At 62.5% G+C, this 24,609-nt stretch carries 19 protein-coding genes; 7 read left to right on the plus strand and 12 right to left on the minus strand.

What is annotated here, in order from left to right:
• Positions 1–2: 2 nt before the first annotated feature.
• The 4 genes from IQ25_RS00385 to IQ25_RS00400 are packed head-to-tail and all read right to left on the minus strand — an operon-like array spanning position 3 to position 3,880.
• Entirely contained in the window at positions 3–1,148 is a 1,146-nt protein-coding gene (locus IQ25_RS00385) for an EmrA/EmrK family multidrug efflux transporter periplasmic adaptor subunit (protein WP_073974074.1), read from the minus strand.
• Positions 1,145–2,596 (minus strand): efflux transporter outer membrane subunit, encoded by a 1,452-nt coding sequence (locus tag IQ25_RS00390; protein WP_073974075.1) that lies wholly within the window; start codon positions 2,594–2,596, stop codon positions 1,145–1,147. Before IQ25_RS00390 ends, IQ25_RS00385 begins: the two co-directional genes overlap by 4 nt.
• On the minus strand, positions 2,586–2,999 hold the full coding sequence (locus IQ25_RS00395) for a hotdog fold thioesterase (RefSeq protein WP_073974076.1): 414 nt from the start codon (positions 2,997–2,999) through the stop codon (positions 2,586–2,588). The genes IQ25_RS00390 and IQ25_RS00395 overlap by 11 nt, the downstream gene beginning before the upstream one ends.
• Positions 2,996–3,880: an alpha/beta fold hydrolase gene (locus IQ25_RS00400; RefSeq protein WP_073974077.1), complete on the minus strand. Its 885-nt coding sequence runs from the start codon at positions 3,878–3,880 to the stop codon at positions 2,996–2,998. The genes IQ25_RS00395 and IQ25_RS00400 overlap by 4 nt, the downstream gene beginning before the upstream one ends.
• A 73-nt stretch (positions 3,881–3,953) precedes the next feature.
• On the opposite strand from IQ25_RS00400, the gene IQ25_RS00405 reads away from it, so the two are divergent.
• A complete protein-coding gene (locus IQ25_RS00405) occupies positions 3,954–4,400 on the plus strand; it encodes a MarR family winged helix-turn-helix transcriptional regulator (protein ID WP_073974078.1) in 447 nt (148 codons plus the stop codon).
• Between the two features lie 89 nt (positions 4,401–4,489).
• Here the strand turns inward: IQ25_RS00405 and IQ25_RS00410 are convergent, their stop codons facing one another.
• The 5 genes from IQ25_RS00410 to IQ25_RS00430 form a co-directional block, all read right to left on the minus strand.
• On the minus strand, positions 4,490–6,658 hold the full coding sequence (locus IQ25_RS00410; RefSeq protein WP_073974079.1) for a site-specific integrase: 2,169 nt from the start codon (positions 6,656–6,658) through the stop codon (positions 4,490–4,492).
• Entirely contained in the window at positions 6,655–8,442 is a 1,788-nt protein-coding gene (locus tag IQ25_RS00415) for a hypothetical protein (protein ID WP_073974080.1), read from the minus strand. Before IQ25_RS00415 ends, IQ25_RS00410 begins: the two co-directional genes overlap by 4 nt.
• Positions 8,439–9,830: a tyrosine-type recombinase/integrase gene (locus tag IQ25_RS00420; protein WP_073974081.1), complete on the minus strand. Its 1,392-nt coding sequence runs from the start codon at positions 9,828–9,830 to the stop codon at positions 8,439–8,441. The genes IQ25_RS00415 and IQ25_RS00420 overlap by 4 nt, the downstream gene beginning before the upstream one ends.
• Before the next feature lie 109 nt (positions 9,831–9,939).
• Positions 9,940–10,734, minus strand: a complete 795-nt coding sequence (locus IQ25_RS00425; protein WP_246415411.1) for an ArdC family protein — start codon at positions 10,732–10,734, stop codon at positions 9,940–9,942.
• A 167-nt stretch (positions 10,735–10,901) separates the two neighbouring features.
• Positions 10,902–12,890 carry a ParB/RepB/Spo0J family partition protein gene (locus IQ25_RS00430; protein WP_144901166.1) on the minus strand — a complete coding sequence of 663 codons (1,989 nt, stop codon included), beginning with the start codon at positions 12,888–12,890 and terminating at the stop codon, positions 10,902–10,904.
• Positions 12,891–13,289: 399 nt separating this feature from the next.
• Here IQ25_RS00430 and IQ25_RS20970 point away from each other — a divergent pair, with 399 nt between their 5' ends.
• From IQ25_RS20970 to IQ25_RS00455, 6 genes are all read left to right on the plus strand, one after another.
• Positions 13,290–13,433: a hypothetical protein gene (locus tag IQ25_RS20970; protein WP_158637636.1), complete on the plus strand. Its 144-nt coding sequence runs from the start codon at positions 13,290–13,292 to the stop codon at positions 13,431–13,433.
• Between the two features lie 256 nt (positions 13,434–13,689).
• Positions 13,690–14,391, plus strand: coding sequence for a SagB/ThcOx family dehydrogenase (locus IQ25_RS21455; protein ID WP_407070582.1), 702 nt, complete (start codon positions 13,690–13,692; stop codon positions 14,389–14,391).
• Between the two features lie 493 nt (positions 14,392–14,884).
• Complete coding sequence (locus IQ25_RS00440; RefSeq protein WP_158637638.1) at positions 14,885–15,973, plus strand: glycosyltransferase; 1,089 nt, start codon at positions 14,885–14,887, stop codon at positions 15,971–15,973.
• Positions 15,970–16,875, plus strand: coding sequence for a hypothetical protein (locus IQ25_RS00445; RefSeq protein WP_144901172.1), 906 nt, complete (start codon positions 15,970–15,972; stop codon positions 16,873–16,875). The genes IQ25_RS00440 and IQ25_RS00445 overlap by 4 nt, the downstream gene beginning before the upstream one ends.
• Positions 16,872–17,444 carry a class I SAM-dependent methyltransferase gene (locus IQ25_RS00450; protein WP_158637639.1) on the plus strand — a complete coding sequence of 191 codons (573 nt, stop codon included), beginning with the start codon at positions 16,872–16,874 and terminating at the stop codon, positions 17,442–17,444. Before IQ25_RS00445 ends, IQ25_RS00450 begins: the two co-directional genes overlap by 4 nt.
• 196 nt (positions 17,445–17,640) lie before the next feature.
• Complete coding sequence (locus IQ25_RS00455; protein ID WP_144901176.1) at positions 17,641–18,927, plus strand: hypothetical protein; 1,287 nt, start codon at positions 17,641–17,643, stop codon at positions 18,925–18,927.
• Positions 18,928–19,093: 166 nt separating this feature from the next.
• Here IQ25_RS00455 and IQ25_RS00460 read toward each other — a convergent pair whose 3' ends face one another.
• From IQ25_RS00460 to IQ25_RS00470, 3 genes are read right to left on the minus strand one after another with little or no spacing between them, the layout of a single operon-like run.
• Positions 19,094–19,840 (minus strand): RES family NAD+ phosphorylase, encoded by a 747-nt coding sequence (locus tag IQ25_RS00460; RefSeq protein ID WP_144901178.1) that lies wholly within the window; start codon positions 19,838–19,840, stop codon positions 19,094–19,096.
• Positions 19,837–20,250 (minus strand): MbcA/ParS/Xre antitoxin family protein, encoded by a 414-nt coding sequence (locus tag IQ25_RS00465; protein ID WP_144901180.1) that lies wholly within the window; start codon positions 20,248–20,250, stop codon positions 19,837–19,839. The genes IQ25_RS00460 and IQ25_RS00465 overlap by 4 nt, the downstream gene beginning before the upstream one ends.
• Before the next feature lie 59 nt (positions 20,251–20,309).
• The gene (locus tag IQ25_RS00470) at positions 20,310–24,545 is read right to left on the minus strand and encodes a bifunctional class I SAM-dependent methyltransferase/DEAD/DEAH box helicase (protein WP_144901182.1); all 4,236 of its coding nucleotides are present in this window, start codon (positions 24,543–24,545) and stop codon (positions 20,310–20,312) included.
• Positions 24,546–24,609 lie beyond the last annotated feature (64 nt).

The following is a 24,609-nucleotide window of genomic DNA, read 5'->3' on the forward strand; positions in this document are numbered from 1 at the left end:
GGTCACTGGCCCGAGACATCGATCTCGACTTCCACCGACAGCCCGACGCGCAAAGGGTGCTGACGCAGTTCGGCAGGATCGAGTTCGATCCGCACCGGCAGGCGCTGAACGGTCTTGATCCAGTTCCCGGTCGCGTTCTGCGCGGGAATGATCGCCATCGACGAGCCGGTCCCGCCGGCGAGGCCGGTGACCTTGCCGTGATAGACGACATCGCCGCCGTAGAGATCGGACTTGAGGGTCACAGCCATGCCGGGGCGAACGCGCCCCAGTTGAACTTCTTTGAAGTTAGCATCGACGTAGAGCTTGTCGATCGGAACGATGGTCATGATCGTCTGGCCGGGGCTCAGGCGCTGGCCGACCTGGATTTGCAGGCGGCTCACCACCCCGGAGACCGGTGCTCGGATCTCGGTACGCTGGAGATCGAGCAAGGCCGCGTCAAGCCGGGCCCTGGCCGCCTGAACCGCTGGATCGGTGTCCACGCTGGAGCCGCGCACCAGGGCATCGTTGGCCGCGAGTTGCCCTTGCGCAACCCGGCGGGCTGAAGCGACTTCCGAGATGCCGCCACGTGCTGCTTCGAGCGCAGAACTTGCCGCGGAATAGGCTTTGCGCGCCTGTGTCAGTTCCTCGCCCGAGATCGCGCCGCTGGCAATGACTGCCTCCCGGCGCTGCAAATCGATCCTTGCCTTTTCGAATTCCGCCTGCGCGGTGCGAAGCCGCGCCTGGGCCTGGACGAGACCGGCGCTTGAGGTATCGATCTGGGCCGATAGCGCGCTGTTGGTCGCAACGGTCTGGCCGAATTTGCGGCGAGCAGCGGCAAGATCGGCCTCGGCCTGCGCGACGGCGATCCTGGCGTTGGCGTGATCGAGCCTGACCAGGACGTCCCCGGCCTTCACCTGCTGCGTATCTTCGACGAGCACCTCGATGGCCGATCCTGCAATCAGCGGGGTGACCTGCGCCATACGCGCGTTCACATAGGCGTTGTCGGTGCTGACATAGTTGCGAGCGACCAGCACATACCACGCACCCCAGGCAAGCGCCGCGATTGCCAGCGCGATGGCCAGGCGCTTGAGCCACATCGTCCGGCGGGTCTTGCGAAAGGCGGACAGTTCCGGATCGACTTCGGCAGCTTGTGTCGCGGTATCGCTCATTGGTCGGTCTGTCCTGATGGTTGGGTAGTGGCCGCGTCGAACCCGCCGCCCAGCGCGCGGATCAACGCCAGCGTCGCGCCGCGCTGATATGTCTCAAGGCCGATAACGGCGAGGCGAAGGTCCTGCACGCCGCGTTCGCTCGCGAGCACGTCGAGATAGCTGGCAAGCCCGGCCTCGTAGCGTGTGCGCACCAGACCGAGTGCATCTTCGTTGGCGGCCAGTGCGGTGCGGGCCGCGCGAAGCCGCTTGTCCGCCGCGTCGCGTTGGGTCACCGCGTCGGCAACTTGCTGGTAGGCGGTGACCACAGTCTGGTTGTAGTTTGCGACGGCCTCGTCATAGGCTGCCTCGGCGCTGCCATATTGCGCCTTGAGCGCGCCGCCCTGAAAGATCGGCAGACTGATTGCCGGGCCGACGCTTCCAAACAGCGAGCCGGAATCGACAAGATTGCCGAGACCCAGGGCCTGCAGGCCAATCAGCGCCCTGAGGTTGATCGAGGGAAAGAACCCGGCCCGCGCGACCTTGACCCGGCTTGCCGCCGCTTCGACCCGCTCGCGCGCGGCGACGATATCGGGACGCCGGCCGAGCAGGTCGGTGGTGACACCAGCGGGAACCCCGCCGGGCGTTGAAGGCGCCAGTGGCGGACGGGTGATCGACTGCCCCCGATCGGGGCCAGCACCCAGGAGCGCGGCCAGCTGATTGCGCCGGATGCCGATGTTCTCGTCAACTGCGGCTAGATCCTGCTCTGCTCCGGCGACCTCGGCATCGGCGCGGCGCAGACTGGCGAGGTTGTCGAGCCCGTTGCGCTGGCGCTGGGCGACAATGTCGCGCATCGCCTGGCGGTTGGCGAGCATGGCTGCGGCGTTGTCGCGCTCGCGATAATGGCGACCGAGTTCGGCATAAGCGGCGGTTATCGCAACCGACAGCACCAGGCGGGCCTGCGCCGCATCGACCGCCGCCGCTCGGGCATCCGAAGTCGCTGCCGCAAGGGCCGCCCGGTTGCGCCCCCACAGGTCGAGGTCGAAGCCGAAGCTCAGCGAAGTTTGCCCGTAATCCTTCCAGCCATCGGGCAGAAACTGCGCGGGAATGCCGTTGTTGCCGCTCTGGCGGCGCAGGCCGCCTTCGGCCTCGGCCCCAATCGAGGGGAGCCGTGCGGCCCCGACCCGCTGCGCCTCGGCTTCCGCGCGCCTGACCCGCGCCACCGCCACCGCGACCTGCGGTGAATTGGCGAGGCCTTCCTCGATCAGCGCGGTCAGTTGCGGATCGCCCGCCAAGCGCCACCATTGGTCCGGCGGCCAGGCCGTGTTGCCGCGCGCGGCGAGGGTCTGCCCCGCCTCGGTCGTCTCGGCAGTGCGCAACGCGGGCCGTGCTCCGGGATGGGAAACCGGGACGCACGCGGCCAGAGCCAGCACCAACGCTGCGCCGCCGTAGATTCGGAACCTAGCCGACATAGGCACCCCGCCCGCTGGCCAGCAATCGCCCTTCGGCATCCTCGATGCGGGTCTCCGCGACACTGATCTGCTTGCCCAGCTTGACCACCCGCCCAATCGCGCGCAGCGGACCTGAGGTCGCAGGGCGATGGAAATCGACCCGCATATCGGCGGTGGCGCGCGCCGATCCGCCGAGCGCGTTGATCGTGTAAAGCCCGGTCAGGTCGATCAGCGCCGAGAGGATGCCGCCATGCGCCGATCCGATCATCGGGTTGGAGACGATCTCGTCGCGCCACGGCATTTCAAGGATCAGCGCGTCGTCTGTCAGTTCGGCGATATCCAGCCCCAGCCATTGGTGGAACGGCGCAATGAGCAACATCGAACGGAGCTGGTCGAGGTCCATGCTTGCTGCCGGATCGTTCATGCCGCGACCGCCTTTCCGTGCGTGCGGACAAGGAAATCGAGGATCGCGTCGCCAAAGGCATCGTTCTGGTCGCCGACCACCATATGCGTCGCATCGGCGATGTCACTGTAAGCGGCATGCGGCACGAGCGCGCGGAAATGCGCCACGGCTTCCGGTGACACCAGATCGCTCGATCCGCCCCTGATCAGGTGGACCGGAAGCGCAAGCCGCGATGCGGCTTCGCCCAATTCTGTGCGCCCAAAGTCGCTGCTGTCGCCGCGCTCGGCATGGCGCCGCATGATGCCGTCGATGAATGCCGGGTCCCAATGCCAGTAATAGCGCCCGTCGCCCTTCTGCCGCAGATAGTGGGCGAGGCCGGACGACGCCTTGCGGCTTGGACGATGGGGGAGATACTCGGAGATCACGCGCGCCGCTTCCTCGGGCGAGGCAAAGCCTTCGCGGGCATGGGCAGCCATGAACCCGACTACGCGCGTAACACCGCCCGCCTCCATTTGCGGTGTGATGTCCACCAAGGTCAGCGAGGCGAAGCTGCCGGGAGCGACCTCGCCTTCGGCCATGATCCCGGCAAGTCCGCCTAACGACGCCCCGATCAGTGCGGGCTTGCGGTCGAGCGACCCGGCAATCGCGATCAGGTCGCCCGCGAAATCGACAATGTCATAGGCTCCGTCATCGGCCCAAGCGCTGTCGCCATGACCGCGCAAATCGAGCGCGATAGCGCGAAAGCCGCAGTCGGCCAGCATCGCCGTCACCCGCTTCCACGCCCGCTTGGTCTGCCCGCCGCCGTGGGCGAGCAGCACCGGCATACCCTGCTCAGGGCCTTCGATCAGGGCGGCGATAGCATGGCCGGAATGGCCGGAGAGCGTGACGGGCGGATTCGACATGCTTTTATCTTACTGTATGATGCCTTACAGTAAAGGCTGTCCTTTTGGTCAATCGGAAGCTATGAGCTGTGGCATGGCGAACACGTCCGACCAGCAGAGCTACCTCACCGAGGCCGATGGGCTGGTGTTCCTGGTTGAGGAGGTTCCGCGCAAGCTGCGCCGCGTGTTCGATTCCTCGACCGCGAAGTTCGGGCTGACCCGAACCCAATGGCGCGCTCTCGCCTATATCTTCCGCACGCCCGGTCTGACCCAGACCGAGCTGGCCAAATGCCTCGAACTGGAACGCGCCAGCGTCGGTCACGTCATCGACCAACTCGAAAAGGCGGATTACGTCGAGCGCCGGGCTGTGGAAGGCAATCGGCGGGTGTGGACCTTGCACCTGCGTCCTAAGGCGATCGGCATCCTGCCCGCGCTCAGAGCGGAAGCCGATGTGGTCTATGAACGGTTGCTCGCCGGCATATCGGGCGATGAAGTTGCCGTGTTCAAGCGACTTCTGGCCACCATGTCCGCCAATCTGTAGCCTTCACGCTGGCTGCGGCCGCCAGCTGGAATGTCGACGCCGCAAGACCAGGACGGCTTCCCCTGGACGCTTGCGGGGGATTATCAGCCTTACTTCGCTTCGGGACCGATCTGCGACAGGATCCTCTCGATCCTTGCCACCTCGGCCTGAAGCGTCACCCGTTGCGGTTCTGGAAGCCGCTTCTCGCGCAGCAACAGCCGCGCCTCGTCAGCTCCGCACTGCCAGGCCGGGCGATGCCGTTCGACAATACAGGCATTGGGGCAGCGGACCGGCTCGCACATGGCGATCATTGGTCCGGTGGCACCCGGTTCCGAAATGCGGTTGAGGCACAGGGCAGTTGCCGGATCAAAGAAGCAATCGGCCAGCGGGCCGACATGCAATGTCCGCGCGAGACTGCCGAGCATCGTGCGCAGGCGGGGCCGGTCGGCAATCATGGCAGGTAGCGGCGCCAACTCGTGGCCAACAGTATCGAGTGCGGCTCCGATCCTGTTCGCGGCAGGTCCGCCAAGGCGCGCACCACCTTGCCGCTCGTCGAAGTAGACGAGGATATCGTCGATCTGGCCAAGCGCGCGCTGGGCTTCGATCTCTCCGCGAAATCCGGACCGGCTGCTGCCGGCATAGCCTTCAAACGCCGCAACGCTGGCGTGCTTGTACTGGATCATGCCGGCAATCGTCCCAAAGGGCCGGTTGGCGATGTGCCAGGCAATGGTCCGGCGAAACTGGCGTGTGGTCAGCCGCCAGGGCGCGCCATTGGGTCCGGCAGGAATGATCGGTGCCTCAGCCGTTCCGAACCGGTCGTTGAGATGATCGCGAAACCGGTTGAGTTGCCGGACGATCTCGGCAGAAATGTGCGTCTTGGTGTTGGCCCGAAGCGCGAGGACCGGCCACAAAGTCGTTGTCCCGCGCGCTTGCCCCGCCCGCGCGGACAGGCGTTCGAGGACAGCGATGGCTTCGGCGACCGGCGCGATCGTGACCCACTCGGTCTCCTCGCCGCCGCCGCGCTTGCCCTTGTAAGCGGTGGACTTGATGCCATGCCGCAAGATCGCACCGTCTTCTGATCTGGTGATGGACAGGCATCCCTGCTTCATCGCCTGGATCTCGCTGTCCCGCATGCCTGAGAGGTAGGCGCAGACGACGTAGGCTGCCGACTGCAGCATGACCTCTTCGAGAGCCAGGACCTTGGCATCGAAGCGGGTACGCCAGAGCAGGCCGGTATCGGGATCGGCCGAAATGGCCGTATCCATCCCGCCAATCTCGGTGCCGAGTTCTGCTACGGCGGCGGCGATGAGGTCCGGCGCGCCGGTGGTCAGGCCAAGGTGCATGGCCGGTTCGGCCTGCGCGTCGATGCCGGCATGGAGGTGGATCAGGTGGTAGTTGATGGGCGGCGTGACTTCCCCGGTGTGCGGATCTGTCCGCGTTGTGCCGTTGTGTGGGGTGGTCCAGATCGGAATCCCGCGACCTTGTCGCTGCAAAGCTGCCACATAGGCGATGAGGCGTTGGCGTTGCCGAAAACGGCGAGCAGCGGGATCAAGCCCTTCCTCAGCGGTGATCAGACAGTTGCGCGTTGCTTCGAGGCGGTCGAGTTCCGCCCGCGCGGCGAGGATGTCATCTGCATAGCAGGTCACGTAGCGCAGCGACCAGGCGAGCAGCGGGGTGATGATCGCTTCCGGAATGCGCGGCGTCCGGTTCTCTCCGGCGACGTACTTTGCTCCCGCAACCGAGAAAGGGCTGCGCCCCGGCCACGGTTCAAAGGACAGGCGCGCAGTCGGCAGATGGTGCCGCAACTCATGCAGGTCGAAGATTATCCGCAGCAGCGCTGCCGCCGCAACCGGACGCAGTCCGGCAAGGCGCAAAGAGCGGGCGTAGCGATCAGCCAACGACTGATCGACCCGGCCGAGATCGAAACGACCCAGCTGAGCCTTCACGAAGTCGAAAAAGCGCAAGGTCCGGTTGGCCTCACCGCGCACCCCCGCCGGCTCAAGCCGTGAACGGTGCCCGGGTAGATCGACATTGAGACGCGCATGAAGAATCTGGCGCAGGGCATCGGCGATGGATGGGTCGTCGATACCATCGAAATGTACCGTGATATGGCAGCGCCGGGCGTTGTCGCGAAACACGCCGGGAGCCAGATCCCAGACCGGATCGCCGTATCGCGAGATATGCGCGCGATCGACCCCAGGGCGGAGCGGTGCGGAGATGAGCACCGGGAGGGCGTCACGTTCATTGCAGCTGTCGGCGAGCAGCTGGAGAGGGGTCATGCGCGGGCCTCGGGTGGCAGATAGACCGTGGGAGGTTCGACCGCGACCTGCGCCCGGGCCTTTGCCACGACGTCGTCGCCGAAGGCGGGCAGGATCTGCTGAACAATGCGGTCACGGGCATGGCCGAACTTGGCTGCCCACTCGGCCGCGCTCAAACCGGCTCGCTGATCATCGACGAAGGTGAGGAACGCGAGGATGGCGGGCAGCTTGCGCGCGGTGATGACCGCGTTGCGACAATCGAGGCAACCCCAGAACGGCGTGGGGCACGCGGTACCGGCAGATGCAAAGGGACTGGAATAGAAGTTACCGCAGTTGGCAAGCCAGACGTCCTGTTCGCCGTCGAGAAGTGCGCGCGAGACGCCTTCAACATCCGGAGCGGGGCTCGCCAACTCCCTGCGCAGCCGCTCCTCGTCCGAGGGAGGAAGTATCCTTGGACCGGTCAGCGCTTCTTCGAGGGCATCCGCCACGGCCTGCTCGTGCAGCGGTCTGAGTGCCGGAATATCGGCGTAGTGCCGTGCCGCGATCTCGGCGGTATGGCCGACGGCGAAGCGGGCCATGTGCCCTTCGGTCTTAAGGTACCACAAGGCCTTGTGCGTCTTGCGTAGCTGCGAGAGGCGCAGGAATAGCGGTCGACCGGCGTCATCGACAATGCCGTGACGCTGCGTCCAGGCGTCGATCGTCATGCGCGGTTGGCGGATACCAGCGGTGATCTCGTTGGTCTGATAATAGACCCAGAGGTTGTCGCTGGAATTATGCACCCTGGCCTTGGCGGAGAGTGCGATGATCCGCCGGATCAGGCCGCCCGGTGTCGATGAGCCGCCATCACGGACCCGGATGGTCTTGTGCTCGGCGCCGTGGGCGCGAAGCTTGGTATAGGCGACATCGACGGTACCGCCCGAAGCATTGCGCAAACAATCGATGGTGAGCGACTTGCAACACTCCAGCTCGAGCCCCGTCTCCAGCGAGAGCAGAACGAGAAGCGGCACGACGTCGTGTGCAGTAAGGTAGTGGGCAGCATGGAGGCTCAGGTTGAACCTTGCGCCGCTCAGTTCGCGAATCCACCGCAGCTTATACAGGCTCTGATATGCGGGGTCACGGTAGTGCAGCACACCGCGCGCGTCGATCGCAGCGTGGGCTTCGCGGTAAGCACCTTCTGTCTCCGGCACCTCATCGAAACGCGGCCCCGACCGCAAGCGCGCCTCGATCGCAACAAGATCGGCGCGGGCCGCATCGCGGAGTTGGCGAGCGACATACGGACTGTAGGCATCGCGTGGACGGGGGCGAACGTGGGGGTGCGAGCTGACGTAGCGCAGCCGTTCCCGCAAGCCAGGATCGACAAGCTCGGGACCATCGGCCGCAATGCGGCGAAGGACCGAGACGACCTTGGCGACATAGGTCGGCGCGTGTGTCCGCGACTTGCCCTGCGCGGCGAGCCACCTCTCGAACCCGTCGATATGGTCGGTGCGAAGGTCTGCCGGCCCGTTGATCCGGTCGCCTGTCCCGGCAAGATAGGCAAAGAAGCTCGGTAACTGCGTCACGTATGTCTTGATCGACGAACGCACCAAAATGGGGCCGCGCGGGGCAACCAGCATGAACAGGCCCCGTGCAAAGGCGAGAGCCAGGCCTCGTGGCCGCAAGCTGGTGAAATCCACGAGCAACTCGCCGCCGTATGGCGGATCGATCATGAAGCGCAGCGTGCTGATCTGCGACCATGGATCGGCCTCGGGCGCAGTCGCGGCGGCCTCGAAACTGACCTTGCGCCCTTTGCGTGGAGCAGCGGTCATGATGGAAGATAGTCCGGTACGAGTGCCAACAGCTCTTCGACCGCCGCATCGACGGTATCGGCACGCGTGGCGAGGTGATCGAGATAGATCGAGGTCGTGGCGAGGCTTGAATGGCCAAGCAATCGCTGAACCTGTTGAAGCGGATCGCCGACCAACTGGCGATACCCTTCCATGGCACCCACCGGTGCCGCCGCCTCGGCAAGGCGGCGCTGGATCAGCATCGCCAGCATGTGGACCGCAAAGGAATGCCTGAGTTGATGGGGGCTGACCCGGACCGGGATGCCGGCATCCGTGCAACGGCGGCTCGCCCGCGCGAAGATCGCTTCCCACGAGTTGGGGAGCACCGGATGCCCGACCTCGGTCAGCCAGAGCACCGCCGCTTCGCCAGGCGTTCCATCGTCGGCGCAAATTACAAGCCTTGCGCGTTCATCCGGTGTGACGACCTCCATATCCATCGTGCCACCGCCAACCAGCTGCAATGCGCGCAGCCTGAATGAGGGGCGGTGTATGAAGATCGGGCGGTCAATGGCTTCCCAGCCACGGCGCCTTGCGAACTTGGCGACGGCTGCGGCTCGCTCCACGGCGATATAGGCGTCAAACATCGGCAACAAACGGCGCGGCAGCAATATGCCACGCCCCCTATCCCCCTTGGTAAGTGCCGCCGGAAGTTCGACCCGCCGCTGCCGTTCCGCGCGGGCGCCGCCAACCGGAATCTCGGCAGTGAGCAGGTGAGATGCCTCTTCCAGGCGCAGGCCAGTGGTGACCAACAGATCGGCGAACAGCGCGTTGCGCGCGCCATTGCGGTCACGTGCTCCAGGACGCTCTGTTCCCTCTACGGTCAGGCCGCGCAGGCCAACCTCGCGAAAGGCGTGGTAATCGGTGAGATCGATGAAGCGGACATCTGACCGACGGGCCGCGCGTTCATAGGCGTCGTTGCGGCCCGTGACGGCCGCTCGACGCCCTCCGTGCGAACTTCGCCAGACCTGACGGTGGGTAAATGGGGTGCGCTCGATCAGGCCCTCCCGCTCGGCCCATCGATAAAGCTTGTCGAGCGAGGCAATCGCCCGGTTCCACGTCGACGTCGAAACCCGGAACTCAGCGTCACTACGCCGACGTGCCCGATGATAAGCACTGACATCATCGGTATCGGCTTGCCAGACAGACTTGCCACAGACTGAGGCGAGGAAGCGAACCCAGACCAGGACATCATAGCCGTGGGCGCGTAGCGAATGGCGAGACCGCGCCCCGCTCAACGGCAGATCAAGAAAGTAGCGGTCGAGGTCTGGATCGTAGATCTCTCCACCTCGCAGGATCACCGGGACGTAGGAATCCAAGCCATCCGCCGCCCGGCGTTCATGAATGACGATCGACGTGTCTGAAGTATCCACAGCTTGCCAGTCCCTCCCCCGGACCCCCTCCCGACTCCAGATCGCGCACGTTGCGCGGCTGCGGGACGGTGGCCATCAGGCCGGACTACGCCAGCTTATGGATAGCGCTTCATCCGGCCTGATGGCCCCCTGCGTTGTGCCAAGAACATACCGTTCGATGGTGCGTCAGGCACGGTGCAGACTGTCCAGATAAGGCGACAAGTTCCTCGGCGGCATAGGCTGCCGTTCCGAAACGGTTCTTGAGATCCCGTCCCAAGCGGCTGGCATGGCCGGTCCAGTGCGATAGCTCGTGGGCAAGCGTGGCGTAATAGTGATCGAAACCGCCAAACAGGCTGACCGGCGGCATCGTCACGCGATCCGCAGTCGGCTCGTAATAGGCCTCGCAGCCCTGATGGCGCAGGTTGACGGGGATGGCGGCGAAGAAGGCGTCGAGGTCAGCCTCGCGGCCTTCCGGCTCGATCAGTTCCAGCGTTGCGGCCGGATGAAAGCGCTCGGGCAGACCCTCGACCTGGTCGGCATTGAAGACCGGATAGGCCTTCAGTACCCGGCGGGCCTCGTCGGTCTTTTCGCCGGTATCGGGGGCTTCCACCTCTTTGGTGTAGCTCTTGTAGAAGATCGCGATGGTCGACTTCTCGCCCTTGCGGACTTGGGCTCCGAGCGATTTTGCCTGGTTGTAGGTCATCCAGAATGGCGAGGCGTATCCGCACATGTCGGCGACCATCCAGAGCCAGAAGACATTCATGCCGCGGTACGGGATCCCGCAGGCCCGCAAGGGCTGGGAGACCGGGACACCGCGCCACGGCTTGATCCACGGCTTTGTGCCAGCTTCCAGACGGGCGATGATTTCCTGGGTAATACGGGTGGCGGGCGACAGGCCGCCGCCCTGCTCCTTGCGATAGGCCATGATGGTTCTCCTGATTGCGGCATCTGGACAATCGGCGACGGGTTCGCCGGTCAGTGCCACAGGGTCCCGAGCCCCCTCTGCTCTTCTCCCAAAAAGGAAGCGGCCCTCCGGCGTGAGCCGAAGGACCGCTTCTCGAGGTACGAGTGGCCTTGCCTGTCAGGAGGAGGTCAGGCGGCCAGCTCGCGGGGGGTATGAATTTCGCCGTCGACACCAGGCTCAGCGTCAGCTGCGTCAATCTCCGGCTGGCCAGCCTCTGGCGCAGCGGAAGTGAAGCGCATGACCTCAGGCACCCAGGTCAGAGCCTTATCGCGCACTTGAACTTCGGTGATGTAGGTACCAGCGAAGACGCGTTCGGCGCTCATCGCGAGGTCACCCTTCTTGACCGAGGCAAAGCGCGAGGAAAGCTCGAGACCGCCGACATCGGTCAGCGCGTCAAGGATCACCTGCTTCGATACCCGGTCAAAGTAGTTGGCCGCCGTCGGCCGCCACCACTGCGCCATGTCGATGCCGATCAGGCTGCCGAGATGATCCTGAAATGGCAGCTGGCGCTCACCGGCCATGTTGAGGCTCGCCTCAAGGGACCGGGCTACAACATAGCCGAGCCAGGCGGCGCGGCTTTCATCGGGCAGCGCCCGAAACAGATCGAAGCGGGACGTCGCATCATCTCCAGTGCGCCAGCTTTCGTCGAGACTGGACCTGAGTTCGGCAAGCGCGCTGCTCGCAGGCGCATCCTTGGCTTCGAAGCCGATGATCGGGCCGGCCGGAACAGGTGCACGCAGCGTGGAGGCAGACCGCGCCCGCCAGTCGTGGGTGTCGGCATCGGCGAGCGTGAAGACCATGATGTCGAGCGCCAGCCCGGGGTCGGATGCAACGTGCAGGGCCAAAACATCGCGGCGCTGCATCGCGAGCTCGTCGACCAGACGCTTGGACAAGGTGGTCCGGCGCTTGTCAGAACCTTCCTCGCCAGCAACGACTTCGATCCCATCGTCGGCTTCGACGGGTTCAGCCTGACGCTCGCCGTAGAAAACCGGCTGGAGAACCGGCGTGCCGTCACGCGAAAGCACCAAAACCATGCCCGCTTCGGCCTTCAGTTCCGGCGCGATCACCGGCGGGCGGGCCCGGATTTCCTGGCATTCGCGTTCAATGGCCTCGATAGCCGCTTCGGCTGCCGCCACGGCTTCCTCGGCACTGTCCTCATCCTCGAGGATCGCCGCATGCTCGTCATAGGAGGCATCGAGTTCGTCGAGCCTCGCCAATTCGGCTTCGGTGAGCGGCGCCGGTTCGGCGGGAAGCCGGACCAGCCCCTCGACCAGATCGTGGCTGGCATAGGGATCAAGCGTTGGCTTGACCCAGGCGAGCCCCTGCTCGGTGGCGAGAGCTTTGGCCTGCGCTTCCATTTTCGTGGCGGCGAGGCTTTCGAGCAAGGCGACATCGACCCAGGATTCGCTGTCGTCGTCGTCGAACAGTTCGCGCTCGATCTGGCCGCCGGCAGCGATGTAGGCGTCGCGACCGACAAGGCGGGCGCGCGGATCGCTGCCCCGGACGGTCCCGGAGAGGACCATGCGCCGGATGCTGTCGGGATTGGGCGCATAGTAGGCTGAGGAAACCTGCTCGAAGACGCGGGCCTGGATGTCCTGGTCAGAGGTCGCGCCGAAGGCTTTGGCGATGTCGAGAGTGATCTGGCCTGAGGCCAGTGCCTCAAACACGACGGGCGCAAGAGTCGCGAGACGCAGACGCCCCTCGACGAAACGCACCGTCAGGCCAAAGCGGCGCGCAACATCTTCGACGGTCGCACCGCCTACCACGAGCGCGGCAAAGGCCTGGGCTTCATCGGCTGGGTTCATGGCGAGGCGGTGGAAGTTCTCCGCGAGACTGGTCTCGACCGCCGCTTCAGCACTGTTCTCGAGCACGAGGCACGTGACTTCGTGATCACGCGCGAGGATCTTGTCGTCCGCGAGCGCAAGCATCGCGCGGCGGCGGCGCTCGCCGGCTTCGACCTCGAACTTGCCCTTTGCGGCAGGCCGAACAATGAGGTTCTGCAGCAGCCCATGGGCTGCAATGCTGGCCTTAAGCTCAGCATCTGCTGCCGGATCACTGTGACGGCGGACATTGCGAGGAGATTGAACGAGCTTGTTCAGCGGGATCGATTTGATCATGGGACAGCACTCCTGATTGTGAGCCCGGCGCATCGACCATCGACGCCCTGATGGCTCAATTAGGGCAAAGCCCACTCCCCTCTGATCCGTTCGCAGCAATTCGCCCGACAGCCCCGGTTGAGGACGAATGACTAAGGCGTTGGACAATCCGACACGGTTCCTTTCACGAGCGACGATCAGGATGGCGGACATCGTGGCCATAGCTGTGCCGGCGAACCTGCCTGAAGGCCAAAATCTGCCGTTAACTGATCGATGCCTCGAAGACTGTCATCATGCGTCTGGCGCCTTCGATGCTATGCAAGGCTTCCCATCAAAACACGGTCCCATTAAGAGATCGATTGCAATTTCATTTTGGCCGTATAACCTGCCTGCCGCTCTTGGAGCGCAAGGAGAAGAACCATGCAGGTTGATTTTCATGCCGAAGCCATCGAGACCAACGCCGATACGAGCAATCAAGATGCACCGTTGAAGGTAGAATTCGTAGAGATTTACGACGACAGCGAGGGCGAACTGGCCATGGCCAGGAATTGCTCAAACGGTTGACTCGGTGCTTAAGGCGCGTGCAATGGTGGGGAGATGAGGGTCGCCGCACTCCTATCTCTGTCTTGAAACTGATGTCGCGCTAACCGAATCGTCAATGACGCTTCGCGTCGCGAGATGCGGAATGGCGGTGGAGATCAACTCGCCTCCCACGTGGTTGAAAGCCTTGCTCGAATGCCTGCGTACGCCCGTCAGGCAGGACCGGTTTGAAAGTATCCGAGACGGACTGCGACAGGATGCCTCCGAACTCCTCGGACTGATGCTAGAAAGGGGATTTCTTGCTCGGTTCGAAAGTGAGTCTGACACGGTCGCTGCGTTCTCTGCGCGTCATCGGCGACCTTACTCGCAATCTGCTTTCACCTCAGCGCTCGACCCGCCCGAAGGCGAGGCGCTCGGCCCACCAGACAATTTGGCAGGCGGGCTAACGGATTTGCTGCTCGCACGATCCTCGGCTGATCGCCAAGCGTCCGTCGCATTTGACGAACAAAGTCTGCGGACCTTGCTTCGCCATGCCTACGGACCATGGTCAGGTTTCAAGACTAAAGACAGAAGACCGGCTCCCGCAGCCGGCGGCTTGCGGAGCCTACAGCTATTCGTGCACTTAGCCGAGTCGACGTCGCTTCAAACATACAAATATTGCGAAGACGACGATTTTCTCGACGGCGTTTCCCGTCAACGAGCGACAATTGCCGATCTATGCAATGACCAGGCCACCGTCCGCGACGCCCGTGCGCAAGTAACATTTGTGTACGACACGAGGACGAACTCCCCGAAATACGGCGCTCGCGGGTTGGATTTCGCGCTTCTCGAAGCGGGGCACGCAGCACAGAACCTCACACTAGCGGCGACGGCCCTCGGAATTGGATCCCGGTGTATAGGGAGCCTATCACATCCTAAAGTGTGCGAAGCCTGCAACCTGCGTACACACCAAGTCCCGATCTATGCCTGCGCGCTATTCTGACGGACCTAGGACTCTCGGCTTTCTCTCACCGGCCAGTCGCGGAGGCGGCCGCTATGGAGTCATCGAGGCCGCTTCTGGGCTGCTAGAGGCTATTTCCACTCAGAGCAGCTGGGACAGGATAATCGTTTGGAGCGAAACTGATCTTCCTCCGACCATAAACCTTGAACGCGTCGAATGGCGAAGCCCCACGTCTCTGGCGCGAGACGTGCAGGCTGGTGAGATCACGCTACTTCACCATGTCGGATTGGGACCCGCCAAATTGGCTCCAGCGCGCGGCTCAATTGCGTCCCCGATCTTCACCTCAGTATTCCCTGCGCTCAGCTACGAAGATCAGATGGGCCAACACGCGCTCGAAGTTATGGTACAGAAGACTACCCATGACACCGATGTTTACCCATCCGAGTGCAGCCGCCAAGCCAGCCAATCGATACGCGAGCAGCTTGAGGCCGGAGGCCTACGACCGAACGGCAGGACCAGAGAACTAGTCATACCGGTGGGTGTTGACATCAACCGCTTCACTCCCTGCTCCAGTGCCGATAGGTCTAGAATCCGCGCCGCTGAGAATTTGCCAGCCGATTCTTACATCGCAGTCGTACTCACTCGCTTCTCGCCGTCCGACAAGGCGGACCTCATCCCGCTCCTGCTTGCTTGCGCGGCGTCGCATGACGGTGGCAAGCTTCGATTCGTGCTACTCGGAGGCGACGATTACAGGGGCGCCAAGGGCTACGTGCGCTTGCTCAAGCGGTATATTGCCGAGCTTGGACTCTGTGAAATAGTCCAGGTCAAGGTCGTGAATGACCGTGATCGAATCGTTCAAATCCTGCGTTGCGCCGATCTCTTCGTTTCGCCCGCCGACAGCGTCCAAGAGACATTCGGAATCACGCCAATTGAAGCCATGGCCTGCGGGCTGCCGGCTATCGTCTCGGATTGGAACGGATACCGAGAGACTGTTGTGAACGAACTCACCGGCTATCGCATACCAACCACCTTCTCAAACAACAGCGCCGTGTGGGATAGGTTTCGTTGGCACTCGGACTTCCGAAAGTCTCACCTCGCTCTATCGCAAAGTGTATCTATTGACGCGTTCGAAGTCCTAAGGATCTGCCGCCAAGTTGCCGGATCCCCGAACTTGGGTCGAAGAATGGCAACAGCTGCGAGGAAGCTCGCCGTTGAGCAGTTCGGCTGGCAGAAAGTAATCGAAAAGTATGAGATCGCTTGGCAAGACGTCACGGAAACGAGCTTTTTAACAGAGAAGTCGATACAAACCTCGTTTGATTATTTTGCAACGTTCAGTCACTATGCGACATCGATTTTCTCGGACGAGGCACCCTACCAACTGACCCCATCTGGTCGGAGAATAGCGGCAGGCGGCTTGGTGCTGCCATTGCTCGCGGATCTTAAGGATATGCTGCCGGTCGACCTGTTAATGGCTGTGCTCGAGGCATTCCGCACCGCTCCTAACTCGGTCGGGTCCCTAGCCCACCTTGGTCCAATGGCGGACACCCGGTTTTGCGTCTCGTGGCTGGTCAAGCAAGGCTTCTTGGAGATGGCCTTGGCGCCGCACGTTGGACCGCCGTGTTGACATCGACACTGCGCATTGAACTGCTAAGAGAACTCCCGTCCGGCACCGGACTATTCTTGTGTCGCGTTCGGGCTATCCTCGAAAACGGTGAAGATCCGATCGTTGCCTTGGGAGCTGGGATCTCTCCGGTGCCGGAAATCGCTCAGGCGAAGGCGGTCTCCGAGGCCATCGAGAGACTCACCCTCTCCACACCGGCCCGTTCAATGGCCAATGCGACACCAATAAGCATTTCCGGCACGCTGACGTCACCAGTCGTTAAAGTGATCGAAAGTGTACGGCCTCTGAGGGCAGAAAAGGGCTGGACTGCATCCGCATGCCATATTGATCTTGAAAGCGCCGTTCGCGCCGCATCCAATGAGGCAGTAGAACGCCGACACCTCTGGCTGTGGGGCACCAAGTGCGAACTTGGCGGCGCGCTGACTGTGCACCGCCTGCTCCCCGCAGATCTGGAGAGGTCTGGCGTTAAGGAGTTCCTTTCCTCATTTCCCCTGGAAATCCTCGTGTCGTGGACAGCCGAAGAGCTTGCTCCGCAGGCGGTCGTGGTCATCGCAATCAGAGCGTCAGAAGGTTGCTTCTATGCGGCTTCGGCGGCCGCATCGGCCTGTGAGGAGGCAGTTGAGGTGGCGCTACTCGACATCGTGAAAATACTGATCATTGAGGAACAGTTCAAACACCGTGCCGAGGCGCTTTCGTTTCGTCGCCCGCTTTCCGAATTGCCAGAACGCCTGACCCTTGGCGCGACGCGATTTGACTTTCGGCGCCCCGTCCCGTCGGACAGACAACTACAGGAGGGTGCCGGAATGATAAGCGCGCCGTGGTTGATCACACTCAAGCGCCGGATTGTCGAGATCCCGCTTTTGGTAGAGGGACCGCCGCCAAAACTTTTGGAATGGTTCAGATGAAGATAAACCTTGGATGCGGTCCTGTTCGCTTTGGCCATGGCTGGACGAATCTGGACAAGTTGGAACCTGAGCCGGATTCACTGGCGCTTAAAAATATAGTGGTCGACCTCCGTGATGGCATTCCCCTGCCTGACGCGAGTGTCGACTGGGCGTATACGAGCCACTTCTTAGAACACCTCGACCCTTTCGACGAGTGCGAACAGTTCCTCGCGGAATGCCTTCGCGTCCTGCGGAGCAGGGGAGTCCTTAGGGTTGCAGTGCCCGACTTCACAAAGATCGCGCGCATTTACCTCGATGACCCCCGATCGTTCTACACCGAATACGGATACGCCAAACCTTGGTTCTCGCGTGCAAAAACGTGGAGCCGCCGACTCGGCGTCTCCGTCATGTTCGACCATAAGATGATCTATGATTGGGTATCGCTCGAGGAGGTCCTATTGGGAGCCGGTTTCGTTGACCCTATCGAAGTCCACGCCAACCAGATTGGCCATCTTCCACCGGCGATTGCAGCCGAAACTGTCCGCACACATCTTGGACACACTCTGACCGTGGATGCCATCGCTCCGTGATGCGAGCATCTAGCGGCCAGGGGAAAGGAATAAGTCGCTTAACTTCCTTGCGTGCTGAAATGGGTCTTATCGACCTGCTTTAGGTGATGGCCGTTTCAAGCAATTTTTTGCTCAAAGCGTCGCACTACGTAGGGTTTGAAAACGCTGCGCGCGTCCATATATTGGCAGAGAATGAGGTTGTTTCCAGGGAGGGCTTATGTCTGGCTGGACAGTGACGGCGTGCCGCTACTGCGGCGACGACTTGCCAGTCCATGAAGACTGGAGCGACCCGCCTGAGTATCACAAAGAATGTGCATGGTATGAAAGCGACTGCGATATCTGCGGTCGCTCCATGCAAATCCACCGCGCTTGGGACAATCCACCCACAGCGCACAAAGAGTGTAAGGCGGAGAGATCTGCCAAATGGCATGCCAAGTCATGCAACCACTGCGGCGGCGAACTGAAGTACCATGAAGACTGGGAGGAAATACCCGACTACCATAAGGATTGCGCATGGTATGAAGCGAATTGCAACATCTGTGGACGCTCCATGCGAATTCACCGCGCCTGGGATAATCCGCCAACTGCGCACAAAGAATGCAAAGCCGAACAGGCAGCGAAGTGGCATGCCAAAGCCTGCCGCCATTGCGGGCGCGAGTTAAAGTATCATCAAGACTGGGAACAAGTGCCAGACTATCACAAGGACTGCGCTTGGTACGATGCGAAGTGCGATATCTGCGGGCGATCAATGAGTGTCCACCGTGGGTGGGACAATCCTCCAAGTGCGCACAGAGAGTGTATCGAAAAGAGAAAGGCTGAATGGCAAGTTAAGCCTTGCGCTCATTGTGGCAAAGATCTCAAATATCATGCCGACTGGAAAAAAATTCCCGATTATCACAAGGACTGCACTTGGACGACGGTGGCTTGTAGCCACTGCGGAACCGGAATTCGGGCGCACAGATCATGGCAAAATCCACCCAAATTCTGCGACGGCTGTAAGTCCCGGTTTAGTGCCAGATCGGAGACTTGCACTCACTGTTCTAAGCATTTCGAAGTTTCAACTGGTACGCAAATTCAGTGCGCCGAAAGAGGCTGGGAACTACCCAACAAATGCCATGCGTGCCGGGAGCTTTTCAAGCATAAGCCATTCTATACAAAAACCGAAGAGGACTGGCTCGGTAGAAGAGTTTTTCGCACCTACAACAGCCGAGGCGACCTGCTCAGCGAGTCCCGCGATGAAGAAGATTGGCTCGGTCGGGATCGCAGACGCCACAAAAGCAGCCAAGGTGTTACCACGGGATTTACGCGTGATCGTGAAGATTGGCTGGGCCGCGAGTACAAAGAAACTCGCGATACCACGGGAAATGTGAAGTCTACCAGCCGCAAGGCCGAGGATTGGCTGGGTCGTGAATATGTTGAGAGTAAAAATGCCCGTGGCGAGAAGTCAGCCAAAACCCGCAAAGATGCGGACTGGCTGGGGCGCCCTCGTCGACGAACCGATTGAAACCAGTTTACTGACTCCGCAAGCGATCAGCGCATGCTGTTAGCAGTCATCTTCGGGTAGCAGAGACACCATGTGGCCCGCTGTACAAAGCCCTGATTTCGCGAGACAAAGTTGTTCAAGAACTCGTCAGAGCGAGTGTGCAGAGATAATCTTGCCGGCCTGCCACTCAGTTCGGCGGTCTGACAGGAGCGGCGGGTAAGTCGACGATCCGGAAAACAGCCCCTGAGCCGGCATCACGGACAAGGTCAACGCGCTCCCCATCCCAGTGATAATCGAGGTGGCGCCCCTGCAAGGGGCTTGACGCGCAGTCTGGGTAGAAGAGCGCAACGCATTCCCCACCCGTATGCCGGGTGCTCGGGTAGGCAATCCCGTCCGATCCTGCGGTCCTGAGGGACTGCGCGAGCGCCTGAGATGCTGCATAGCTGTCGGGATCGAGCGCCGGAACCGGCTCCCCTGCCTGAGGTCGGAGATCATGCAGGTCTGCATCGACCGACATGACGATCTCCCGGAACTGCGAGGTCCAGCCGGGCGCCTCCCTCGTTCGCGCCATGAAGCGGGCATTATGGTGGATCGTCTCGAACAACGCGGTTTCGAACCGGTCGCCAACATAGAGCACGCCGTAGCTGCCATCGGTAAATCGGCTTGGCCGGTCGGTGCTGACGTGGGTGAATGGCGCCATGAGGTAGGAGGCGCCGTTGCCGCCGACGCGCCGATCGACTGGAACGAGGTCGAGATTGCCAATCGTCGCCATGATGCGAGGATTGGTCTTCTGCTCGGCCGAGATCAACAGAGGCCAGTCAGCTGGATCAGCGATGTCCTCGAACAGGTCGATCGGTGGAAAAGCACTGCGGATGATCCTGACAGCGCCCTTCCACTCAACTCGAGAAACTGGGATATCTGCCGCTCCGCTCACCAGCCACCGCGCTCGGCGTCGAGATAGCGACGCACCCGCATGATGTCGGTGAGCTCGCCTCCCATCATCACCTCGAGCGCGCTGGATCCGCCGAACGCATCGTTCGCCGCCCTGATCCAGACATAGCCGCGGGTCGCCTCCGAGAAAATGATCCTGAGCGCCTTATGGATGCCCATGAGGTTGGAGAGGCGCGCACGCCCATCGCGCGAGATGCGCCCGGGGCCTTCCGCTTTCCAGCGCCGATAGGAACGAACCGGCATGTCGAGCAGGGTTGCCGCCTGCTCGTCGGTCAGTTCCCATTTGCCGAACAGATTGAGGGCCGCCCGGAACATGGCAGCGGCCTCGACCTGGGTAATCGGATCGGGACGGAATGCGGTAACGGCAGTATCAACGGGTTGCAGAGCCAGCATGGCAGTTCTCCATATGGCATCATATACGCTCAATAATGCCATTTGGCAATAAGTTGTGCCTACGCTGCCAATGTGGCAATCACGCTCGCTGCGCCCTCGATCGGCACGAAGAGCCGGGTCTGGTAGCGGATGATCTCGGTAAAGCAGCCTTGCGCCTTGTACCAGTTGAGCCGAGCAGCGCTCCATCCCGTGAGTTCAAGTCGCTGCGAACCATTGACTAGGCTGCGTTTGACCATGAGCTGCTCGCGGCCCGCAAATTCCATGGCCCGGCCAGTCGCAAGAGCGGTCCGCACGATTTCATCGGCGGACAGCGTCAGCTCGCGCTCGAGACCCAGCGCCCGGCACAGCTCCGGAACAGAATGAACGGGAACCTCGCGGCCGAGGAGCGAACGGCCATCCGCCGCCGAGATGCGGCTCACCCTCACGAAATCCGAAGGGAGCTTGTCCCAGACCGGCAGCAGGAGGCCCGTCGCAAGATAGAGGCGCTCGCGCTTGTGGCTGGTCCGCGCTTCCTCGACCTCGGTTGACCAGGCATCGCGGAAAGCATCGACTGAGATGTCCTTCCACCCGCTTTCTGCCAACTGATCCTCGGTGATGTGGCTGCGCTTCAAGGGCCGCAGCAATTCGAAGCGGGCCACCCGCGTTCCGTCATCGGCAAGAATACTGCGGGCAGGCACGAGCAAGGCAACCCGGCCTGAGCGAGCATTTCGAACCGGCCGTTGCCGCTGCCCAGCGAGGCAGTGAAGCTCCTCGAGCCGCTTCAGCGTCAGCGGCTTCAGGGCTCTGGCGATTTCCAGCTCCAGCAGATGGGTAGTCGCGCCCGATGCCGGATCGGTGCGCAGCAGCGTGTCGGACAGAACCGTGAAGTCCTCGACTACGATGGTCTCGAGGCCGAGATCGAGTGTGCCGGCCTGACGGGCGGCATCAATGCGCGCTTCGACCAGCCCGATGAACTCATCGAAGATCGCGTTCTGCAGGGCAATGGGTAGCGCCAGGATGCGATTGAGCCAGCGCTGGATTGATGGCAGGTCATCGACCATCGACCCGTCGGGCCCTTCGATCTGAAGGCCTGTCAACTCCTGGAAGCGCCCGAGACTGACCGCTTCGAGCTTTGCCGTGAACAATAAACCGAACCAGCGGTCGAGCGCCTCCTTGGCGTAGATGCTCTCGAGATTGTCGGCGGGATCGAAGAGGTTCTGCCCGCCGGTCTGGCGCTGCCCGCGCGTCAGAGCTCCCAGGCTGTCCAGACGCCGCGCAATCGTCGAAATGAACCGCCGCTCGCCACGCACATCGGTGGTCACGGGCCGGAACAGCGGGGCCGATGCCTGGTTGGTTCGATTGGTCCGACCAAGTCCCTGGATTGCGGCATCGGCCCGCCAGCCCGGCTCGAGCAGGAAGTGGACGCGGCGAGCCTGGTTCCTGGCCGCGAGATCGGCATGGTAGCTGCGCCCCGTTCCCCCAGCGTCAGAAAACACCAGGATGCGCTTGGCGCCGTCCATGAAGGCCTGGGTCTCAGCGACGTTGGCGCGCGGCGAGCGGGATTGGAGCTTCTGACGACCATCGCGGCCAACGATGAGCCGACGCGTGCGACCGGTGACTTCCGCAACCTGGTCGACGCCGAAGCGTTCGATGATGGCATCGAGCGCGGTCGCGATGGGCGGCAAGGCACAGAGCTGCTCGATCATCCGGTCGCGCGCGGCGAGCGCTGAGCGGCACAGCACCGGTGCGCCATGCTCGTCGCTCATCGGCTCAGAGCGCGGATTGCCGTTTTCGTCGGTGAACACCGCCATCAGGCGAACAGGAAAGCTCTTGGCGAGATAGTCGATCACATATTCCCGTGGGGAGAGGTCGATCTCCAGCGCTTCGCGCTCCTCGTCGGAGAGGTCGGCAAGCCGCCGGTCGAGCATGGCTTCTGCCGTCGAGACCAGCTGGACGACCACAGCGTGACCATCGGCAATCGCCGTATTGATCGCGGGCAGCAAGCTGGGGAGCTTCATAGACAGAAGCAGCTGCGCGAAGAAGCGCTGCTTCGTTCCCTCGAAAATCGACAGCGCTGCCGACTTGGCACCAGAGTTGAGCGTCCCTCCGGTTTCGCAGTCGACGATCCGCGTCGCCTCCAGCGCGTCGCGCAGGTTGGCGTGAATGATCGCCCAGGCTTCGGCGTAGGCATCGTAGATCGCGATCTGATCCTCGGTCAGGCAATGCTCAAGGATCTCATATTCGACACCGGCAAATGAAAGGGCCCGGGCTGTGTAGAGTCCGAGCGACTTGAGGTCCCGCGCCACCAACTCCATCGCGGCGATGCCGCCATCGCGAATGTCTGCCACGAAAGCCTCGCGATTGGCGAAGGCAGTCTCCGGCCCCCAGAGCCCGAGGCGCGTCGCATAGGCGAGGTTGTTGACGTCGGACGCACCAGTTGCCGAAGCGTAGAGCACCCTTGCCCGGGGGAGGAGGATTTGCAGGCGCACCCCGGCAATGCCTTGCTCCGATCCTTTGACCTTGCCGCGAGAGCCTTCGCCACCAGCAGCGTTGGCCATGGCGTGCGCTTCGTCGAACACGATCACGCCTTCGAAATCTTCGCCGGCCCAGGCGAGTATCTGGTCAAGGCGCGTTGCGTCGTTTCGACCCGAACGCAGGGTCGGATAGGTGACGAAAAGGATCCCGTCGCGCATGGCGATGGCGGTGCCCAGCTTCCAGGATGCCAGCGGCTGGATGTCGATCGAGAGGCCGCCAAGGGCGGCCCAGTCGCGGCGGGCGTCTTCCAGCAGCGCCTCGTTCTTCGATATCCAGAGATGGCGGCGTTCCCCACGCACCCATCGATCAAGAATGACGCTCGCAACCTGACGGCCCTTCCCGGCACCTGTTCCGTCCCCAAGGAAATAGCCTTGCCGGTAGGTCTGGCCTTCTGCGGATGCCTTGAGTGAACAGCCCTTGTCGTCTGGCTCGAACCGGCCGGGTAAGTCGCGGGCATGGGCGCTTGCAGCATAGATCAGGGTCTCTGCTTGGGCGGCCGACAGCAGTCCCTTGGCGATAAGCCCGTCAGGCAGCTGCGGCACTGTGTCGGGCTTGGGTGCCGAGATCGACCCCATGGCGACGGACTCGACGAGCGGCGTCGGATGCCCGGTTGCGCCATCGATGACGATTCTGCTCGGGCGATAGGGCAGATAGTGGCCGACCTGAGGGGCGACCGGCGCCGGGGTTTCAAGCGACTGGTAGGTGAGCGGCTTGATGGCGGCGGCTGCAGGAGTGATCCTTGCTGGTGTCGGCATCGGCCTGCGCGGCGCGGTGACCAGACGAAATGGAGCGCGAGCCGGAAGGCTAGATTTCTCGGGAGCGGCCTCGAGGGTGGCGCGAGCCGGCAAGGCATCGACAAGATCGGCCAACTGGCGAAAGTCGTTTGTGCGGATCGCGACAGGCTCGTTGGAGCTTTCCACCTTATCAAGTACCAGCAGCCGCGTGGTGATCCCGGTGCCGCTCTTGATAAATGCGCGTTCGACTGCGGCATTGAGCCGCAGCGCAACTGGCCCCTTCACGCCGGCTAGAAACCTCCCGCAGTCGAACCATTCAGGCATGATCGCGACAAGCCGCCCGCCGGGCGCAAGCCGGTTCCAGGCCGATCGCAGATGCCTCGCCCCGGTGCGGCCATCGTGGCCCCGCTCGATCCCGTGAGAATAGGGCGGGTTCATCAGCACGACGCTGGGGCTGATGGCCGGATCGAGCAATTCGTCGATCAGCTCGGCATCATGTCCAGTCACGCGGGCTTCCGGGAATACCGCAGTCAGGCAGTCGCGGCGCAGCGGTGAAATTTCGTTCAGGACTAGGCGGGCGCCGGCTTTGGCGGCCCAGACCGCAAGCATCCCCGTTCCGGCCGAGGGCTCGAGCACGAGCTCGTTGAGCATCAGTCCGCAGGCCCGTGCGGCAAGCCAGGCCAACCGCGGCGGCGTTGCAAACTGCTGCCATTCGATCTGCTCGTCGCTGCGATTGGTTTGGGTCGGAACTCGGGCATCGAGACCGCAGAAGAACTGTTCCGCCTCGTCGATCGGGCTCGTGGGCTGGACTTGATCTGATGCTTGCAGATGTTGAACCTGCGCCAGCTCGAGCGCAGCGTGAGCATCACGGACTGACCATGCCCCGAGTGCATCGGTTCCGCCGAAGTGGTCCGTCATGATGCGGTTGATGTCGCCGCGCGAAAGCGCGCTGCCTGCTGCCAATTGCAACGCCATTGCTTTGGCTGCCGTCACGACAAGCGGCGGAGATGGTGGATCGAATGCGAAGGCGAGGGAAGTGTTGGACATGGGAAACCTCCTGACGAGGTCCTGCGCCTCGCAGGCCTCAATCAGCCGAAGGCCCCCTCCCCTC

This window comes from Novosphingobium taihuense (genome assembly GCF_007830315.1).
GTDB lineage: Bacteria > Pseudomonadota > Alphaproteobacteria > Sphingomonadales > Sphingomonadaceae > Novosphingobium > Novosphingobium taihuense.

What these genes read in the sequence shown, in the direction of transcription:
- IQ25_RS21455 (WP_407070582.1), top strand. Translation starts at nt 13,690, where the DNA reads ATGCTAGAAAGGGGATTTCTTGCTCGGTTCGAAAGTGAGTCTGACACG.
- IQ25_RS20970 (WP_158637636.1), top strand. Translation starts at nt 13,290, where the DNA reads ATGCAGGTTGATTTTCATGCCGAAGCCATCGAGACCAACGCCGATACG.
- IQ25_RS00385 (WP_073974074.1), bottom strand. Translation starts at nt 1,148, where the DNA reads ATGAGCGATACCGCGACACAAGCTGCCGAAGTCGATCCGGAACTGTCC.
- IQ25_RS00450 (WP_158637639.1), top strand. Translation starts at nt 16,872, where the DNA reads ATGAAGATAAACCTTGGATGCGGTCCTGTTCGCTTTGGCCATGGCTGG.
- IQ25_RS00455 (WP_144901176.1), top strand. Translation starts at nt 17,641, where the DNA reads ATGTCTGGCTGGACAGTGACGGCGTGCCGCTACTGCGGCGACGACTTG.
- IQ25_RS00400 (WP_073974077.1), bottom strand. Translation starts at nt 3,880, where the DNA reads ATGTCGAATCCGCCCGTCACGCTCTCCGGCCATTCCGGCCATGCTATC.
- IQ25_RS00470 (WP_144901182.1), bottom strand. Translation starts at nt 24,545, where the DNA reads ATGTCCAACACTTCCCTCGCCTTCGCATTCGATCCACCATCTCCGCCG.
- IQ25_RS00425 (WP_246415411.1), bottom strand. Translation starts at nt 10,734, where the DNA reads ATGGCCTATCGCAAGGAGCAGGGCGGCGGCCTGTCGCCCGCCACCCGT.
- IQ25_RS00395 (WP_073974076.1), bottom strand. Translation starts at nt 2,999, where the DNA reads ATGAACGATCCGGCAGCAAGCATGGACCTCGACCAGCTCCGTTCGATG.
- IQ25_RS00390 (WP_073974075.1), bottom strand. Translation starts at nt 2,596, where the DNA reads ATGTCGGCTAGGTTCCGAATCTACGGCGGCGCAGCGTTGGTGCTGGCT.
- IQ25_RS00405 (WP_073974078.1), top strand. Translation starts at nt 3,954, where the DNA reads ATGGCGAACACGTCCGACCAGCAGAGCTACCTCACCGAGGCCGATGGG.
- IQ25_RS00430 (WP_144901166.1), bottom strand. Translation starts at nt 12,890, where the DNA reads ATGATCAAATCGATCCCGCTGAACAAGCTCGTTCAATCTCCTCGCAAT.
- IQ25_RS00465 (WP_144901180.1), bottom strand. Translation starts at nt 20,250, where the DNA reads ATGCTGGCTCTGCAACCCGTTGATACTGCCGTTACCGCATTCCGTCCC.
- IQ25_RS00415 (WP_073974080.1), bottom strand. Translation starts at nt 8,442, where the DNA reads ATGACCGCTGCTCCACGCAAAGGGCGCAAGGTCAGTTTCGAGGCCGCC.
- IQ25_RS00410 (WP_073974079.1), bottom strand. Translation starts at nt 6,658, where the DNA reads ATGACCCCTCTCCAGCTGCTCGCCGACAGCTGCAATGAACGTGACGCC.